Raw genomic sequence first — 16,301 nt, forward strand, 5'->3', positions numbered from 1 at the left:
CTTGCCATGCGCCAACTGCTCGTCCTCAATCCCAACACCTCGGCCAGCGTCAGCGCCTTGCTGCAGCGGCATGTGCAGGCAACCGCAGGCTCGCATGTGGCGGTGCGCACGGCCACGGCACGTTTTGGCGCCCCCTACATCGCCTGCGAGGCCAGCTATGCCGTGGCGGCCCACGCAGCGCTTGATGTGTGGGCGCATGAGATCGCGCAGCCTCAGAACCCGCCCGACGCGGTGCTGATCGGCTGCTTTGGCGACCCCGGCCTGATGGCCCTGCGCGAGAGCAGCCCAGCCCCCGTCACGGGCCTGGCCGAGGCGTCATTCATCGAGGCCGCGCGCCACGGCCGCTTTGCCATCGTGACGGGCGGCGAGCGCTGGGGCCCCATGCTGCAGCGCCTGGCCCAGGCGCTGGGCCACGCCCACGCACTGGCAGGCATCCACACTGTGGCCCCCACCGGCGCGCAACTGGCGGCCGATCCGGAAGCGGCCCGCGCATTGCTGGCCCAGGCCTGCCGCGATGTGGTGCGCCAGATGGGCGTGCAGGCCGTCATCCTGGGCGGCGCCGGGCTGGCCGGTATGGCTGCCGCCGTGCAGCCTCAAGTGTCGGTGCCCGTGATTGACAGCGTGGTGGCCGGCGCCACCTGGGCGCTGCGTGCGCACCCCGTGCTGCCGGAGCGCAAGGTGGCGGGGTTTGATGTGGCGTGGGCGGGGGTGTCGAGAGAGATGGCGACTTTGGGGCTGGCAGGGGTGGTTTGACTGCACCCAAGGGGAAGTTTAGTATTACGTTTGTAATTACTTGGAGCTTTTCCCATGCACATGCTCAAGCTGACCCAGATCGGAAATTCTGTTGGTGTTGTTCTGCCGAAAGAAGCCCTGGCGCGTTTGAAGCTAGGCAAAGGCGAATCCATCTTCCTCACGGAAACGCCCGATGGCTATGCGCTGACACCGTACGACCCCACCCTTGAGGAAGAGATCAAGGCTGGCCGTGAGTTCATGCACGACTTTCGTGACACCTTTCACCAGTTGGCCAAATGAGCTGGCGCTGGGTGAGCAAGCAGGCGCTGGTTCTGCTCCACGGTGAAAGCCTTGCCAGACACGGCGGGCGCGAAGGCATGCGCGATGAGGGTTTGCTGGACTCTGCCCTGATGCGGCCGCAGAACATCGTTGCTTATGCGGATGCCGACAATCCCCCGGATGCAGCGGCCCTGGCCGCGAGCTATGGGGTGGGCCTCGCCAAGAACCATCCCTTCGTGGACGGGAACAAGCGGGCTGCCTTTTTGGCCGTGGGCTTGTTCCTGTACCTCAATGGCTTGCGTTTACAGGCCACCCAGACAGGCGCCACATTGACTATGTTCGCCGTCGCCGCAGGCGATATCTCCGAAGAGGCGTTTGCCGCCTGGCTGCGGGAGCACGCCGTAGTCCGTTGAGTGAAATTTGAAGCTTTTTTGGGCCCTACCGCCTATCCAGTAAGCGCTGTAAGCTATAAAAATGATAGCTTTGTACCGCGCCTGCTGATTCAGGGCGCCAGAGTCTTCGGCTGGTAGTCGCAATATTCGCTCACCACACATTCCCAGCAGCGCGGCTTGCGCGCCTGGCACACATAGCGGCCCAGCAAGATGAGCCAGTGGTGTGAGTCCACCGCGTAGGCGGCAGGCACGCGCTTCATCAGCTGCAGCTCCACCGCCAGCGGGTTCTTGCCCGGCGCGAGGCCGGTGCGGTTGCTCACGCGAAAGATGTGCGTGTCCACCGCCATGGTGGGCTGGCCAAAGGCCACGTTCAGTACCACATTGGCGGTCTTGCGGCCCACGCCGGGCAGGGCCTCCAGCGCTTCGCGGGTGCGGGGCACCTGGCTGCCGTGCTGCTCCACCAGGATGCGGCAGGTCTCCATTAGGTTCTTGGCCTTGGTGCGGTACAGGCCGATGGTCTTGATGTAGCTCTCCAGCCCCTCCAGGCCTAGGTCCAGGATGGCCTGGGGCGTGCCTGCCACTGGGAACAGCTTGCGTGTGGCCTTGTTCACGCCCACATCGGTGGCCTGGGCCGACAGCAGCACGGCGGCCAGCAGCTCGAACGGAGTGGTGTATTCCAGCTCCGTATTGGGCATGGGGTTGGCCGTCTTCAGGGTGGCGAAGAAGGGCTCGATCTGGGCGGTTTTCATGGTCATGGGTGGGGTGCTGTGGGCGCCTTGGTTCTTCGGGGTGGCACGGGCGGTGCCGCATTGTCCCGCAGCTGCGCCTGCAGGAGTTGAAGGAACATGCGCACGGCAGCGGGCAGGGTGCGGCCACTCAGGGTCTGCAGTTCGGCGGCGCGGGCGCTCATGCCGGGCTCGCGGATCTGGGCGGCATGCAGCTCGCCGCGCTGCACCCGGTCGCGCACCGTCACTTCGCCCGAGATGGACAGGCCGCCGCCATGCAGCACAAAGTGCATCAGTGTCTCGAAGTGGTTACACACCAGCACGGGCTCGAACACCAGGCCGCGCTGGCTGCAGCCAATGTCGAACAGCTGGCGCACTGTGTTGTCGCGCTCGGGCAGCGCGATGGGATGGGCGTGCATTTGCGCCAGGGTGATGGAGTGGGAGCGCGCCAGCGCATGGTCGGGCCGCATGATGGCGATGACGGGGGCGGCCTGGCGGTGCTGCACCGTGATATCCCGCTCCGCGGAGCGGCTGTAGGTCACGCCAATGTCTGCATCGCCGTTGAGCACGGCCACGGTCACGGCTGCCGGGCTGGCCACGCGCAGGTGGAACTGGATGCCGGGGTACTGCAGGCGGAACTGCGCCATCACACGCGGCAGGAACTCGATGGCAAAGCCCGCAGAGCTGCAGATGCGCACCAGCCCCGTGCGCAGGCCCTGTAGCGCCTGGATGTCGGAGACCACGCGGTCGGCTTCCAGCGCACCACGCCGCGCATGGGCGGCCAGCAGCTCGCCCGCCGCGCTGGGCGCCATGCCCCGTGGGCGCCGGTCAAACAGCGGCACGCCCAGCAGGTCTTCGAGCGCAGCCACTTGGCGGCTCACGGCCGAGGGCGACACATTGAGGCGCGTGGCGGCCTCGCTGACGGAGCCGCTGCGCACCACCTCCAGAAAGTAGCGCAGAGCGGTGTCCTGCAAGCGGCTGGAAAGCATCGGAGGCCTTTCGGGGGTATGAATTGCGGAAAACGCAAAGATAACCTCAGAAAACGTTGATTGTCGAAACGCAGCAGGCTGCTTATGCTGACTTGCAAATGACATATTCACCGGCCCCAACATCCATGTCTTCCACCGCCAACATCGCCCTCAGCGACACCCCCAGCCGCATCGTGGACCACACGGCCACCGGCCTGTCGCGCGCCATCCATGCGCGTGAGGTCTCGTGCGCCGAGGTGCTGGATGCCTATCTGGCCCAGGTGGATCGACTCAACCCCGTGGTGAATGCCCTGGTGGCGATGGTGGACCGCAACACCCTGCGCGCGCAGGCGTCAGAGCGCGATGCGCTACTGGCGCGCGGCGAGAGCCTGGGTCCGCTGCATGGGTTTCCGCAGACGCCCAAGGACATCATGCCCGCAGCGGGCATGGTCACCACACGCGGCTCGCCCATCTTTGCGGGCCAGGTCTCGGCCACCGACGCCGTGGTGTTCGAGCGCATGCGCGCAGGCGGCGCGCTGTTCATCGGCCGCAGCAATTCGCCCGAGTTTGGCCTGGGCGGCCACACCTACAACCCGGTGTACGGCACCACGCGCAATGCCCACAACCCGGCCGTGTCGGCGGGCGGCAGCAGCGGCGGGGCTGCGGTGGCGGTGGCCCTGCACATGCTGCCTGTGGCCGATGGCTCGGACATGATGGGATCGCTGCGCACGCCAGCGGCCTTCAACAACGTGTACGGCCTGCGCACCTCGTTCGGCCTGGTGCCACACGGGCCGACAGAAGAAGTGTTCTTTCAGCAGTTCAGCGTGGCGGGGCCTATGGCTCGCAACATCCCGGACCTAGCGCTGCTGCTGTCGGTGCAGGCAGGCTTTGATGCACGCCTGCCGCTCACGCGCCGGCACGAGGACGTGGCCCTGCTGGGCCAGCCGCTGGAGCGCGACTGGCGCGGTGCACGCATTGGCTGGCTGGGCGACCTGGGCGGTCATCTGCCCACCGAGCCCGGTGTGCTGGCGACCTGCGAACAGGCTCTTGCGCACTTTCGCACGGTGGGCTGCACGGTGGAGCCCGTGGTGCCCGCGTTCGACATGGCGCAGCTGTGGAACGCCTGGATCGACCTGCGCAGCTTCAGCGTGGCGGGGGCCAACGCGGCCTTGTATCGCAACCCCGCCACGCATGCGCTGCTCAAGTCCGAAGCCGTGTGGGAGATCGAGCGTGGCATGCGCCTGACGGCCCTGCAGGTGTACGACGCGGCCCGTGTGCGCAGCGCGTGGTACCAGGTGTTGCGGGGCCTGTTCGAGCAGTTCGACTTTCTGGTGCTGCCCGCTGCACAGGTCTTCCCGTTCGATGCCGGGCTGGACTGGCCCCACGAGGTCGGTGGCCGCACCATGGATACCTACCACCGCTGGATGGAGACCGTTGTGCCCGCCACCATGGCCGGCCTGCCTGCACTGGCTGCGCCTGCGGGCTTTGGGTCCGGCGGCCTGCCTGCGGGGCTGCAGATCATCGGCCCGGCGCAGTCTGATGCCGCCGTGCTGCAGATAGGCCACGCCTACGACCAGGCCAGCGGCTATGCCCGTGTGCCGAGCCCGTTGCTGGGTTGATGCGCGCTGTTTTCCCCATCGTTTTGCCATCCCGCCCTTACCGCCTTTTCCGCTTTTTTTGACTGGAGAACTCCCCATGTCCCTGCCGCGCTCCCGCTTCGTATCGTGTCTCCTGGCCAGCGCATTCGTGCTGGCAGCGCCCGCCGTGTCGTGGGCGCAGCAGACCTATCCCGACCGGCCTGTGAAACTGGTCATCCCGTTTGCGCCCGGCGGCGCCACGGACATCCTGGGGCGCCTGCTGGCCACGGCGATGGGCGAGCGGCTGGGCCAGCCGATGGTGGTTGAAAACAGGCCGGGCGCGGGCACGGTAGTGGCAGCATCGCTGGTGGCCAAGGCCCCGGCCGACGGCTACACCCTGCTGCTGGGCGCCAACACCACGCTCACCATGAACCCCGCCATCCGCGCCAACCTGCCGTATGACCCGGTGCGCAGCTTCACGCCCATCGGCATGGTGGCCGACATGGGGCTGCTGCTGGTGGCCCACAACGATGTGCAGGGCGGTACGCTCAGGGACATCGTGGCGCAGGCCAAGGCCGCGCCGGACAAGTTCTCGTACGGGTCCTACGGCACGGGCTCGTCGGTGCACTTCGGCGCCGAGATGCTCAAGGCCACCGCGGGCTTTCCGATGCTGCACGTGCCCTTCAACGGCAGCTCGCCCAACCTGACTGCGCTGATGGGCGGGCAGGTGCAGCTGGCGGTGGACACGGTGGTGGCCTCCACCCCGCTCATCAAGGCTGGCAAGATCAAGCCCATCGCCGTGCTGAGCCCGCAGCGCCTGGCGTTGTTGCCCAACGTGCCCACGGTGGCCGAAAGCGGCTACCCCGGCTTCGACATGGGTTCGTGGTTTGCTTTTGTGGGGCCCGCGGGCCTGCCCGCACCGGTGCAGAAAAAGCTGGAAAAGGCTCTGGCCGACACCATGGCGTCCGCCGAATTCAAGAAGAAGCTGGTGGACATCGGCATGACCCCGGCCTGGGGCAACGGCGACGCGCTGCGGGCCCGCATCGAGCGCGAGCTGCCGCTGATGCGTGCCGTGGCGGCGCGGGCGGATATCCGGGTGGACTGATGGTCGGCGCTGGACCCTGGCTGTTCAGCCTGTCAGCGCCGCCAGACAGTTTTCAGCGAGACCGCTTGACTGGAATACACAGCCAGCACGGAAACCGCCCCGTGGCCGGGTCCACCACAAAGTCCTCGTCGTAAATCTCCAGCGCGGCGCGGGGCTCCCATTCCCAGCCTTCGGGGATCTGGCCCGGCGCCTTCAGCTGCGCCCAGGCGGCGGCGATCTCGGGCCCTGTACCCACGAAATGCATGCAGGCGTAGTCGCCGCCTTCATAGTCCATCACCTGCACATCGGGCCCGGTGCGCAGGCCTACGCCGATCTGCACGCAGGCGTCATAGCGGCATTGTTCAGGCGGCGTGCAGGCCGGGTCATCATGGCTGAAGCCGTAGAACTTGGGGCTTGGCTCGTTCAGCCGGTTGGCCGCGCACCAGGCGCCAAAGCGCTCCCACAGCTCAGTCAGACCGGGATGGCCGTAGGCGCCGGTGTGGCGCATGGAGGCAAGGCGCATGCGGGGCAGGGTGCGGATGGTCAGTGGCATGGTGTGTGGGGGCTTGTGGTGGGCGGCTAGTCCAGTTTAATGACACCGCATGAATCCTGCGTCGCAATTGACGACAATGCACGATTTGTTGCCAACCACTTCTGTCCACGCCATGCAATTCGCCGACCGCCTGAACAACGTAGAAACCTCCGCCATCCGTGAGCTTTTCAAGCTGCTGGGCAAGCCCGGCATCATCAGCTTTGCGGGCGGCTTCCCGGACAGCGCGATGTTCGACGTGGAAGGCATCCGGGCCGCCAGCAATGCTGCCCTGGCCGAAGAACCCGGCGCGGCGCTGCAGTACGGCGCCACCGAAGGCTACAACCCGCTGCGCGAGCAACTGGCCGCCTTCATGACGAGCAAGGGCGCCAAGGATGTGGCGGCCGACAACCTCATCGTGACCACCGGCAGCCAGCAGGCGCTGGACCTGCTGGGCAAGACGCTCATCAGCCCCGGCGACAAGGTCATCGTGGAGGGCCCGACCTTCCTGGCCACCATCCAGTGTTTTCGCCTGTATGGCGCCGAACTCATCAGCGCCCCCATTGATGGCAACGGCGTGAAGACGGATGAGCTGGAAAAGCTCATCGCCGAACACAAGCCCAAGTTCGTCTACCTGATCCCCACCTTCGGTAACCCCAGCGGCGCCATGCTGAGCCTGGAGCGCCGCAAGGCCGTGCTGGAGATGGCGGTAAAGCACAACACGCTGATCGTCGAGGACGACCCTTACGGCGACCTGTACTTTGGCGACGCGCCCCCCCCCAGCCTGCTCAACCTGTCGGCCACTGTGCCCGGCAGCCGCGAGCTGCTGGTGCACTGCGGCAGCTTGAGCAAGGTGCTGTCGCCCGGCCTGCGCGTGGGCTGGATGATTGCCCCGGCCGAGCTGCTGGGCAAGGCCACCATGTGCAAGCAGTTCAGCGACGCACACACCAGCACCTTCGCACAAGCCACGGCCGCGCAGTACCTCAAGGCTGGCCGCATGCCCGCTACGCTGGCCAACGTGCGCAAGGTGTATGCCGAACGTGCCCAGGCCATGGGTGACGCGCTGCGCAAGGAGCTGGGCGACGCCATCGAGTTCGTGCAGCCCCAGGGTGGCCTGTTTGTGTGGGCGCGCCTGACCGGCGCGGGCGGCAAGGTGGTGGACGGCAACGTGCTGGCAAAGCGCGCCATCGAAAAGGGCGTGGCCTTCGTGCCCGGCACGCCGTTCTTCTGCGCCAACCCGGACCACGCGACCTTCCGCCTGTCGTTCGCCACGGCCGATGTGGACAAGATCCGCGAAGGCGTGGCGCGCCTGGGCCAGGCGATCTGAAGCGTCGATGTCGGACGCCAACGATCTCGCCAACGTTCTCCAGCGCCTCGAAAGCCTGGAGATCAAGGCCAGCTTTACCGAAGACCTGCTGGACCAGCTGAACATGACCATCTACCAGCAGCAGCAACTGATCGACCGGTTGACGCACGAGGTCATCCAGTTGCGCCAACAGGCGCCGGAAGGCGGCTCCAACGGCCCGCGCAATCTGCGGGACGAGCTGCCGCCGCATTACTGACCTGATTTTCCGATCTAGGCCTTCACAGCCCGCCAGGCCGCGTCCGCCAGCTCTGCGCGGTAGGTGGTGGGCGAGGGCAGGCCGCCCTGGGCAGCGTTGCCCGACAGCCAGGCCCTGCAATAGCTCTGCACCGGCCCCATCACCAGCGATGGCATCAGCTCGCACGGCAGGTCGCGCAGCGCGCCGGACCGGCGATGCGGCTCAAACCAGGCCACCAGCGCCTGGTTGCGGCGCCGTGCGGCCTCGGCGAGGTCGGGCGTGCGCGGGCCCGCTGCTACTGCGCTGCGCGCCTGGAACATGAACCGCGCCCGCTCGGGATGCGCCACCACCCAATCCAGGTAGCCCGTGACCAGGGCCAACACGCCCGTCTCCACGCCCTGGGCGGCATCCAGTTGCGCCTGCACGCTGCGCGACTGGTCGTGAAAGATCTCGAAAAACAACGCCGCCACAATGCCGTCGCGGTTGCCAAAGTGGTGGTAGATGCTGCCCACGCTGGCCCCGCAGCGGGCGCGCACACCGTCGATGGTGACCGCATCCACGCCGCCTTCGGCTGCGCAGGCGAGGGCGGCGTTCAGGATGTCCTGGCGGCGGTCGGTGGTGGCCTCGACAGGGGCTGTGGAAGGGCTGGTGGGGATTCGGCTTGCCATAGAAGTAGATTCTAGAATAAAGTTCTAGAAAAACTTTCTACTCCCCACGCAACGCTATGTATTCCTCTGCCAATACCGCCGCCGCACCTTCTGGCTCCACACCGCCCGCACCCGGCGCCGCCCTGTATCCGCACCTGCTCGCGCCGCTCGACCTGGGTTTCACCACGATCAAGAACCGCGTGCTGATGGGCTCCATGCACACAGGGCTGGAGGACGGGCGCGACCTCACACGCATGGCGGCGTACTTCCGCGAGCGGGCCGAGGGAGATGTGGGCCTGATCGTGACGGGCGGCTTTGCGCCCAACATCGCGGGCTGGGCCAAGCCGTTTGCGGGCACGCTGGCGACCTCGGGCGCGGCCAGGCGCCACCGGGTGGTGACCGACGCGGTGCACGGCGCGGGCGGCAAGATCGCGCTGCAGATCCTGCACACCGGCCGCTATGCCTACCACCCGCTGGCCGTTGCGCCGTCGCGGCTGCAGTCGCCGATTTCACCGTTCACGCCGTTCGCGCTGTCGGCGAGCGGGGTGGAGCGACAGATCCGCGCCTTCGTGCGCTGTGCAGTGAAGGCGCGCGAGGCCGGTTACGACGGCGTGGAGGTGATGGGCTCGGAGGGCTATTTCATCAACCAGTTCCTCTCGCAAGCCACCAACCTGCGGCGCGATGCCTGGGGCGGCGACTACAGCCACCGCATGCGCCTGCCGGTGGAGATCCTGGCCCGCATGCGCGAGGCCGTGGGGCCGGACTTCATCATCATCTACCGCCTGTCGATGATCGACCTGGTGCCCGGCGGCAGCGCCTGGGACGAGATCGTCACCCTGGGCAAGGCCGTCGCCACAGGCGGCGCCAACATCGTCAACACCGGCATTGGCTGGCACGAGGCGCGGGTGCCCACCATTGCCACCAGCGTGCCGCGCGCAGCGTTCGCCTGGGTCACGCAGAAGATGAAGGGCGAGTTTGCGGCGGCGGGCATTGCCACGCCCTTGGTCACCTCCAACCGCATCAACACGCCCGAGGTGGCCGAGCAGGTGCTGGCCGATGGCTGCGCCGACATGGTGTCAATGGCGCGTCCGCTGCTGGCCGATGCCGCGTTTGTGAAGAAGGCTGCGCAAGGCCGGGCCGACCGCATCAACACCTGCATCGCCTGCAACCAGGCCTGCCTGGACCATGTGTTCCAGAACAAGACCAGCAGTTGCCTGGTCAACCCCCGCGCCTGCCATGAGACCGAGCTGGTGTACCGCCCGGTGTCGTCGCGCAAGCGTGTGGCCGTGGTCGGCGCCGGGCCCGCAGGCCTGACGGCCGCCACCGTGGCCGCCGAGCGCGGGCACGAGGTGCACCTGTTCGACGCCGCCCCGGCCATCGGCGGCCAGCTCAACATGGCCAAGGTGGTGCCGGGCAAGGAGGAGTTCCACGAAATGCTGCGCTACCTGGCCACACGGGTAGAGGACACGGGCGTGCAATTGCACCTGAACCAGCGCGTGTTGGCCGCCGACCTGGCGGGTTACGACGAGGTCATCGTCGCGACTGGCGTGGAGCCACGCGACCCCAAGATCCCCGGCCAGGACCACCCCAAGGTGCTGAGCTACATCGACGTGCTGCGCCACGGCAAGCCAGTGGGCGAGCGCGTGGCCATCATCGGCGCGGGTGGCATTGGCTTTGATGTGGCCGAATTTTTGACGCACGGCGACCACCCTTCCACCACGCTCGATTTGCCCGCCTGGAAGGCCGAGTGGGGCATCACCGATCCCGCCGAGGCGCGCGGTGGCCTGGCCGCTAGCGGCCCGCGCGTGACGGCCGCCGCACGGCAGGTCACGTTGCTGCAGCGCAAGAAGGGCAAGCTGGGCGGCGGCCTGGGCAAGACCACGGGCTGGATTCACCGCACCGTACTCAAGATGAAAGCGGTGGAGATGGTGGGCGGCGTGAACTACGAGCGCATTGCAGACGAAGGGCTGCTGGTGTCGTACGGGGAGAAGCGCGAAGACCCGACCTGGATTCCCTGCGACACCGTGGTGCTGTGCGCGGGCCAGGTGCCGTTGCGCAGCCTGGCACAGGACTTGGAGGCCCAGGGCCGCAAGCCCCACTTGATCGGTGGTGCGCTGGAGGCGGGCGAACTGGACGCCAAGCGCGCCATTGATCAGGCGGCGCGGCTGGCGGCCCGGCTGTAGGTTGGTGCGCGTATCGCCTTTCAGGGCCCACAGGCCCTGAAAGGCGTGTTGTTGAGGTCTTTTTGGCCGGTGGCGCTAGAGGAATATGCCTGAGTAGCTATTTTTTTGATAGTGGTCGCGCTGTGATCGCTGTGGTGTTCGGGCACTGCGGCAATGTCCGTACAGTCACTCAGTCGGGCAGGCTCAAGGCGTTGAATACCCGCAGCGCAGCCCACGCATCGTTGGCTGCGTAGACCAGTTGGGCTTCGGTCAACCGGGCGTTGGCCCAGTTAGACGTGGCGGCCTTTTTGGACTTGATGAAGCGCTTGTTGAACAGCACCGCCACCGCGCCTTTCACGCCCATGTCCTTGCGGTAACCACGCTGGCGGAACACGGTGTTCAGCTCCAGCACATCGGCCGGTTGCACGCCCAGCTTGTGCTGGATGCGTTTGGTGTCGTCCCCCAGGCCAAAGCCTGCCTTGGTCACACCCTGCAGGGCCAGCAGCTCGGCCACGCGGGCGCGGCAGCCGGGGTCGTGCAGCTGGAACACCCAGGCCCGCTCCAGCGTGGCCAGCTGCACGATGTGCGGGCCGTCCGACCGCTCATCGCGCACAAACGTGGGCTTGGACTCGGTGTCAAACCCCCAGGCGCTTGCGCTGGCCAATGCGTTGCAAGCCTGGTCGGCCTGTGCGGGCGTGGAGACCAGCGCGATGCGGTCCGTGCCCAGGCGCTCAAAGGGCTCCAGCAGGGCGATCTGGTCTTTGTCTGGCGTGGGGTGTTGTGCGGTGCGCGCAGACGGTGGGTGGGGTGTGGCAGGTGGCTGGCGCCGGGAGGGAGGAGAGGCCGTCATGCGGGCCATTGTGCCGTGCGGGTGGACCCGCATGTTCGCCTTGGCGCCGTGTGATACCGCAGCAGCCTTTGCTGCAGTCAGCGTTTGCCGGTTTTGCGCAGGCGCGGGGCTTTCTCTATGTGCGCCAAGGCCTGCTCACAAGCTGCCACGGCAAGCGCCTCGCGCCCTGCCAGCCAGCCCACGCCAAACCAGGCGTTGGGTTCGCCCGACTCGGCAACCTCGCGGTACAGCGCAGCGGCCACACGCTCGTCGTTGAGGCGGCCCAGTGCCGATAGCGCGGGCTGCAGACTGTCCAGAAACCGGGTGCTGTGTGTATCCAGTGCTGGCGCCACGAACTCTGTGAGGTAGCGCAAGCGTTTGAGGCGTTTGCGCAGGCGGTGTTGCGCCTGCGGCGAGCGGGTGGCAAAGCCCCGCGCGCCTTTTTGCACCTGAGCATGCAGTGCACGCAGGCGCTGCTGCAGCAGGCGGCGCGTGGTCCGGGCATCCAGGCCTGCAAGGTCGCACCCAGTGTCATCCAGGCCCTGGGTGGTAAAGGCCATCAGGCCCACCAGCGCGACCTGGAAGGCTGCATGGCGCACGATGTGGGCGGCTGCGCCCAGCCCGGCGTCGTCGTCCCTGTGCGATGGTATGGGCGGCCCTCCGGCAGCGCGCAGCTCGGCACCGATGTGTTGCATCACCTGGCTGCGGTCGCGCAGGTGGCCGAGTTGCTGGAATACATCGACCAGGGCAGGCTCCCAGGCGGGGTCAAAGTTGCCCGGGGCCAGCGGTGCCAGTTCGCGCAGGGCGGTGCGCAGGCGGCGGATGCCGATGCGCAACTGGTGCAGTTGCTCCTCGTCGTTGGCACCCTCGGCCATGTCGCTAGCAGGGCCCAGGATCTGTTGCAGACAATGCGCCACCACGGCGCGCTGCAGTGCATGCCCGGTGGGCAGTTGTTGGTAAATGGCGGAAAGGGCTCTGACCTTGCGGGGCGAGCGGCTGTCCAGCGCGGCCAGCAGGCGCTCGCCCCGCTCGGCCTTGGACACCGTGCTCAGAAACAGCCCGTGGCGCGTGGCCCATTGCTTGGCGAGCGCGGCGAGGCCTACTACCGGCCCGGACTTGAGTTCCAGCTCCAGCTCGCAAATGGGAGCCTCTGCCTGCTGGGGCGTGCCCCGGTGGGCCACCACCCGCCCGGTGTCCAGTGCCAGCTCGACCACCGCTCCTTGCCGGGTGACGTCACGGGTGAGTCGGTCCATCTCGGTGCCGTAGGTTTCGGCCAGCGGGCCGCTGGCGGCTTGCAGGGCCTGCAGCAGCTGCGTGCCTGCCCGGGTGCCGGTGTGCAACTGGGGCAGGGGATCAGGTGCGGCGCCTGGAGTGGCAGGCCCGCGTGCGACGTTGTGCTCTTGCCTGTCCAGCGGGCCATCGCCCAGCGCCTTGACGGTTTGCACCCACTGGTCGCCCTCACGCCGCAGGCGAAACGCAATGCCTCGGGAGGCCAGCGCGCCATCGGGCGTGTCGAAGTAGCGTGCCTCCATGCGGATGGCCACACACCGGCCCCGGCGCACGGCCGCCTGCACAGCGGCCAGGCGTTCGGGCGGGATACAGAACTTGAATTCGATTTCCATGGTGGACGGCATTATCCCGTGGTATCCCCGCCGCAAGGCCGTGCCGGATTAAGGGTAGGCAGCAGTCATCCAGAAATAATAGAAAATCAATTATTTGGTGAAAGGCTGGTTTATTGCGGTGAATGATTGAATGAAGATATCAAACTCATGCCCAGTGGCTTGCCCTGGTTATCACGAATGGAGGTGATGATTTTGAATGCCGAGGCTTGAACCCGGTCTGGCAGGCGGACAAAATTATTCTCTTGCACCAGGGTGTCGCCATTGAGAAACGACCAGAGAATGAACCGGAGCGCCTGGGCCGTCTGGTCGGGGTTCTGCGTGACCTTGGGGAACACCACAAAGGTGCCCATGGTGATGGGCCACACCGATTTACCGGGCCGCTGTGTCAATGTGCTGTTGAAAACCCCGGTGGCAGACCAATCGCTGTTGGCCAGCGCCGCCTTGAAGGCATCGATGGAGGGTTTGACATAACTGCCATCGGCATTTTTCATCTGCACGGCGGTCAGCCCGTATTCAGCCACATAGCCGTGGTCCACATACCCAATGGCACCCACCGTGTCGCGCACACCCTTGGCCACGCCGTCGCTGCCCTTGAAGGCCAGCACCCCTGTGGGCCAGGCGATGCTGGTCTTGGCGCCGTACGAGGTTTTCCATTTCGGGCTCACCTTGCCCAGGTAGTCCGCAAAGTTGTAGGTGGTGCCTGAGCCGTCGGCGCGCACTACCACCTTGATCGGCAGGTCGGGCAGGGGCACGTCGGGGTTCAGGGCGGTGATCTCTGCTGCGTTCCAGCGGGCAATTTCACCCATGAAGATGCGGCTGAGGACATCGCCCGTCAGGCGCAGCTGGGTGTTTTGCACCTTGGGCAGGTTGACGATGGGGCTGATGCCGGTGATGGCCACGGGCAGCGCCAGCAGGCCATGCTCCATCAGGTCCTTCTCCGCAGGGTACACGTCTGTCGCGCCAAAGCCGACGGCCTGCTGCTGGATTTTCTTCATGCCCGCGCTGGAACCCACCGGGTCGTAGTCCACCGCGCTTCCAGTGGCCTTGGCATAGGCCTTGGCCCAGCTGCGGTAAATGGGCGCAGCCGCCGATGAGCCAGCGCCCGTCACGGTTTGCGCGCTGGCGGGCACTGCCTGCAACAGGGCCATGGTCATCAGCAAGACAAAGTAAATATATTTCATGTTTTTTGTGTAATGGTTTTTATGAATAAAGATATGCCGAGCCGATTTCTGGTGTGATTGAAATTTATGCACGACCATTGAGCGGATCGAGCGCTTTTGTGCCGATGCTAACAAAATGACGCCGATTTTACTCAAGGTCTGGAATGGGTAAGGTTTCTCCTTTCGTCATTAATTTGTCATTTGAAACAATTAGTATCTTTTGCATCCCGTCGGGGGTGGGCGCACGGTGGGGCGGTGGGCTTTCCCCTGCGGCAACACGCGTTTGCCCCCACAAGGTGGCGACACCCTGGTGGACCTTTACGAAAGATTCAGATGCTTCAAAAAATGAAAATTGGTACCCGCCTGGCCCTGGCATTTGCCGTGCTGTTGCTGCTGATCTCTGCCTTGGCAGCGGGCGGCATCAGCGGCGCAAAGCGGTTGACCGAGCGCAGTGCCGCCCTGTATGGCGACCGCACCGTGCCCATGGGCGTGCTGGCCGAGATCAGCCACCTGACGCAGCGCAACCGTGTGCTGGTGATGGACATGTTGATGGACCCTGGCACCAGCAACCTGGAGGCCAGCCACGCGGCCTTGACCACCAATGTCGAGCGCATCCAGACCTTGTGGACGGACTATGCCGCCAAGCCACTGGGTACCGAGGAGCAGGCCTTGGCGCAGGCTTTTGCCGACGCCAATGCCACCTACCTGGACAAAGGCCTGATTCCGGCGTCTGCCGCATTGGTGGCGGGCAAGTACGACGATGGCTCGGAGCTGTACATCACCCAGATCCGTCCCAACGCGCTCAAGGTGCAGGACGCCATCGAACGCCTGGTGGCGCTGCAGATCAACGTGGCGGCAGAAGAGTTTGCCGGGGCCCGTGCCATGAGCGACACCATCCACTGGTGGATGCTGGCCGCCACCGCCCTGGCACTGCTGGCGGGCGCTGCGATGGCCTGGGTCATCACCCGGTCCATCTCGCGGCCGCTGCGCCAGGCCGTGGTGCTGGCGCGCACCGTGGCGGGGGGGGATCTGACCGCACAGATCGATGTGCGTGGCAACGACGAGACCGCCGAGCTGCTGGGTGCCCTGCGCGAAATGAACCACCAGTTGGTGCGTGTGATCACCGAGGTGCGCGCCAGCACCGAAACCGTCGCCCAAGAGGCCGTGGTGATGGCGGGTGGCACCGAAGATCTGGCGCGCCGCACTGAGGTGCAGGCGTCCAATCTGCAGGAGACGGCGGCGTCGATGGAGCAATTGACCATCACGGTGCAGCACAACACCGACAACGCCCAGCGCGCCACCGCTCTGGCGCAGGAGGCGAGCAACGTGGCCAACGAAGGCGGCAGTGTGATGCGGGACGTGATTGCCACCATGCAGGAGATCAAGACCCAGTCGCAGAAGGTCACGGACATCATCAAGGTGATCGACGACATCGCGTTCCAGACCAACCTGCTGGCGCTGAATGCCGCGGTGGAGGCCGCCCGTGCCGGTGAACAGGGCCGGGGCTTTGCTGTGGTGGCGGGCGAGGTGCGGGGGCTGTCGCAGCGCAGCAGCATGGCGGCGCGCGAGATTCGCGGGCTGATCTCGGCCAGCGTGCAGGGCGTGGAGCGTGGGTCCGCCCTGGTGGGCCAGGCGGGCGAGCGTGTGGCCAACACCGTGCACCACGTGAACCAGGTGGTGTCGCTCATCACGGCCATCAAGGACGCGGGGCAAGAGCAGGCCCGGGGCATTGCCCAGATCGGCGAAGCCGTGCGCCAGCTGGACGCGGCCACGCAGCAGAACGCCGCGCTGGTGGATGACAGTTCGTCGGCCTCGACCGGCATGAAGAACCAGGTGCGGCGCCTGCTGGAGGTGATTCACCAATTCCGCCTGACGCCCGACGCACAGTTGCCCTCAGCAGACACTCCTTTGCTGTCGGTGACAAGCGTGCCCCCGGCGGTTGCTCTGGATAGTAGGACGGGCAGCCGGGCGCAATGGGCCATCTCGGCCCGCTAGCCCGCTGCTGCGTGGTCCGCATAGGGTTGCTTAACCCGCCGTTGCCCTCGCCACAGACC

The 16,301-nt window shown here is 66.2% G+C and carries 16 protein-coding genes; 9 read left to right on the forward strand and 7 right to left on the reverse strand.

All coding sequences use genetic code 11. The annotated features are described in order from the left end of the window. Positions 1-6 precede the first annotated feature (6 nt). From OIN59_RS19475 to OIN59_RS19485, 3 genes are read left to right on the forward strand one after another with little or no spacing between them, the layout of a single operon-like run. The gene (locus tag OIN59_RS19475) at positions 7-753 is read left to right on the forward strand and encodes an aspartate/glutamate racemase family protein (RefSeq protein WP_274112937.1); all 747 of its coding nucleotides are present in this window, start codon (positions 7-9) and stop codon (positions 751-753) included. A gap of 54 nt (positions 754-807) precedes the next feature. Continuing rightward, the gene (locus OIN59_RS19480) at positions 808-1,032 is read left to right on the forward strand and encodes an AbrB/MazE/SpoVT family DNA-binding domain-containing protein (RefSeq protein ID WP_063461858.1); all 225 of its coding nucleotides are present in this window, start codon (positions 808-810) and stop codon (positions 1,030-1,032) included. After that, complete coding sequence (locus OIN59_RS19485) at positions 1,029-1,424, forward strand: type II toxin-antitoxin system death-on-curing family toxin (protein ID WP_274112941.1); 396 nt, start codon at positions 1,029-1,031, stop codon at positions 1,422-1,424. Before OIN59_RS19480 ends, OIN59_RS19485 begins: the two co-directional genes overlap by 4 nt. Before the next feature lie 89 nt (positions 1,425-1,513). On the opposite strand, the gene nth is transcribed toward OIN59_RS19485, so the two are convergent. Beyond that, positions 1,514-2,152: an endonuclease III gene (gene nth, locus OIN59_RS19490; protein ID WP_274113025.1), complete on the reverse strand. Its 639-nt coding sequence runs from the start codon at positions 2,150-2,152 to the stop codon at positions 1,514-1,516. A gap of 2 nt (positions 2,153-2,154) precedes the next feature. Further along, positions 2,155-3,117 carry a LysR family transcriptional regulator gene (locus OIN59_RS19495; protein WP_274112943.1) on the reverse strand — a complete coding sequence of 321 codons (963 nt, stop codon included), beginning with the start codon at positions 3,115-3,117 and terminating at the stop codon, positions 2,155-2,157. 125 nt (positions 3,118-3,242) lie between these two features. On the opposite strand from OIN59_RS19495, the gene OIN59_RS19500 reads away from it, so the two are divergent. Together OIN59_RS19500 and OIN59_RS19505 are read left to right on the forward strand one after the other, a co-directional pair. Beyond that, positions 3,243-4,715, forward strand: coding sequence for an amidase (locus OIN59_RS19500; protein ID WP_274112945.1), 1,473 nt, complete (start codon positions 3,243-3,245; stop codon positions 4,713-4,715). Between the two features lie 76 nt (positions 4,716-4,791). Beyond that, positions 4,792-5,778, forward strand: coding sequence for a Bug family tripartite tricarboxylate transporter substrate binding protein (locus tag OIN59_RS19505; protein WP_274112947.1), 987 nt, complete (start codon positions 4,792-4,794; stop codon positions 5,776-5,778). A gap of 52 nt (positions 5,779-5,830) precedes the next feature. On the opposite strand, the gene OIN59_RS19510 is transcribed toward OIN59_RS19505, so the two are convergent. After that, positions 5,831-6,310 (reverse strand): AraC family transcriptional regulator, encoded by a 480-nt coding sequence (locus tag OIN59_RS19510; RefSeq protein WP_274112949.1) that lies wholly within the window; start codon positions 6,308-6,310, stop codon positions 5,831-5,833. 112 nt (positions 6,311-6,422) lie between these two features. On the opposite strand from OIN59_RS19510, the gene OIN59_RS19515 reads away from it, so the two are divergent. Together OIN59_RS19515 and OIN59_RS19520 are read left to right on the forward strand one after the other, a co-directional pair. Beyond that, entirely contained in the window at positions 6,423-7,613 is a 1,191-nt protein-coding gene (locus OIN59_RS19515; protein ID WP_274112951.1) for an aminotransferase-like domain-containing protein, read from the forward strand. A gap of 7 nt (positions 7,614-7,620) precedes the next feature. Beyond that, entirely contained in the window at positions 7,621-7,848 is a 228-nt protein-coding gene (locus tag OIN59_RS19520; RefSeq protein ID WP_015014770.1) for a SlyX family protein, read from the forward strand. A 14-nt stretch (positions 7,849-7,862) separates the two neighbouring features. Here OIN59_RS19520 and OIN59_RS19525 read toward each other — a convergent pair whose 3' ends face one another. Further along, the gene (locus tag OIN59_RS19525; RefSeq protein WP_274112955.1) at positions 7,863-8,495 is read right to left on the reverse strand and encodes a TetR/AcrR family transcriptional regulator; all 633 of its coding nucleotides are present in this window, start codon (positions 8,493-8,495) and stop codon (positions 7,863-7,865) included. 56 nt (positions 8,496-8,551) lie between these two features. Here OIN59_RS19525 and OIN59_RS19530 point away from each other — a divergent pair, with 56 nt between their 5' ends. Next, positions 8,552-10,657, forward strand: a complete 2,106-nt coding sequence (locus OIN59_RS19530; protein WP_274112957.1) for an NADPH-dependent 2,4-dienoyl-CoA reductase — start codon at positions 8,552-8,554, stop codon at positions 10,655-10,657. 169 nt (positions 10,658-10,826) lie between these two features. Here OIN59_RS19530 and OIN59_RS19535 read toward each other — a convergent pair whose 3' ends face one another. From OIN59_RS19535 to pstS, 3 genes are all read right to left on the reverse strand, one after another. Beyond that, the gene (locus tag OIN59_RS19535) at positions 10,827-11,495 is read right to left on the reverse strand and encodes a 3'-5' exonuclease (protein ID WP_407655122.1); all 669 of its coding nucleotides are present in this window, start codon (positions 11,493-11,495) and stop codon (positions 10,827-10,829) included. A 68-nt stretch (positions 11,496-11,563) separates the two neighbouring features. Next, positions 11,564-13,087: a CYTH and CHAD domain-containing protein gene (locus OIN59_RS19540; protein ID WP_274112962.1), complete on the reverse strand. Its 1,524-nt coding sequence runs from the start codon at positions 13,085-13,087 to the stop codon at positions 11,564-11,566. 110 nt (positions 13,088-13,197) lie between these two features. After that, entirely contained in the window at positions 13,198-14,268 is a 1,071-nt protein-coding gene (gene pstS / locus OIN59_RS19545; RefSeq protein ID WP_274112964.1) for a phosphate ABC transporter substrate-binding protein PstS, read from the reverse strand. Between the two features lie 324 nt (positions 14,269-14,592). On the opposite strand from pstS, the gene OIN59_RS19550 reads away from it, so the two are divergent. Next, positions 14,593-16,242, forward strand: a complete 1,650-nt coding sequence (locus OIN59_RS19550) for a methyl-accepting chemotaxis protein (protein WP_274112966.1) — start codon at positions 14,593-14,595, stop codon at positions 16,240-16,242. Positions 16,243-16,301: the final 59 nt, after the last annotated feature.

The organism is Acidovorax benzenivorans (assembly GCF_028680575.1).
GTDB lineage: Bacteria > Pseudomonadota > Gammaproteobacteria > Burkholderiales > Burkholderiaceae_C > Acidovorax > Acidovorax benzenivorans.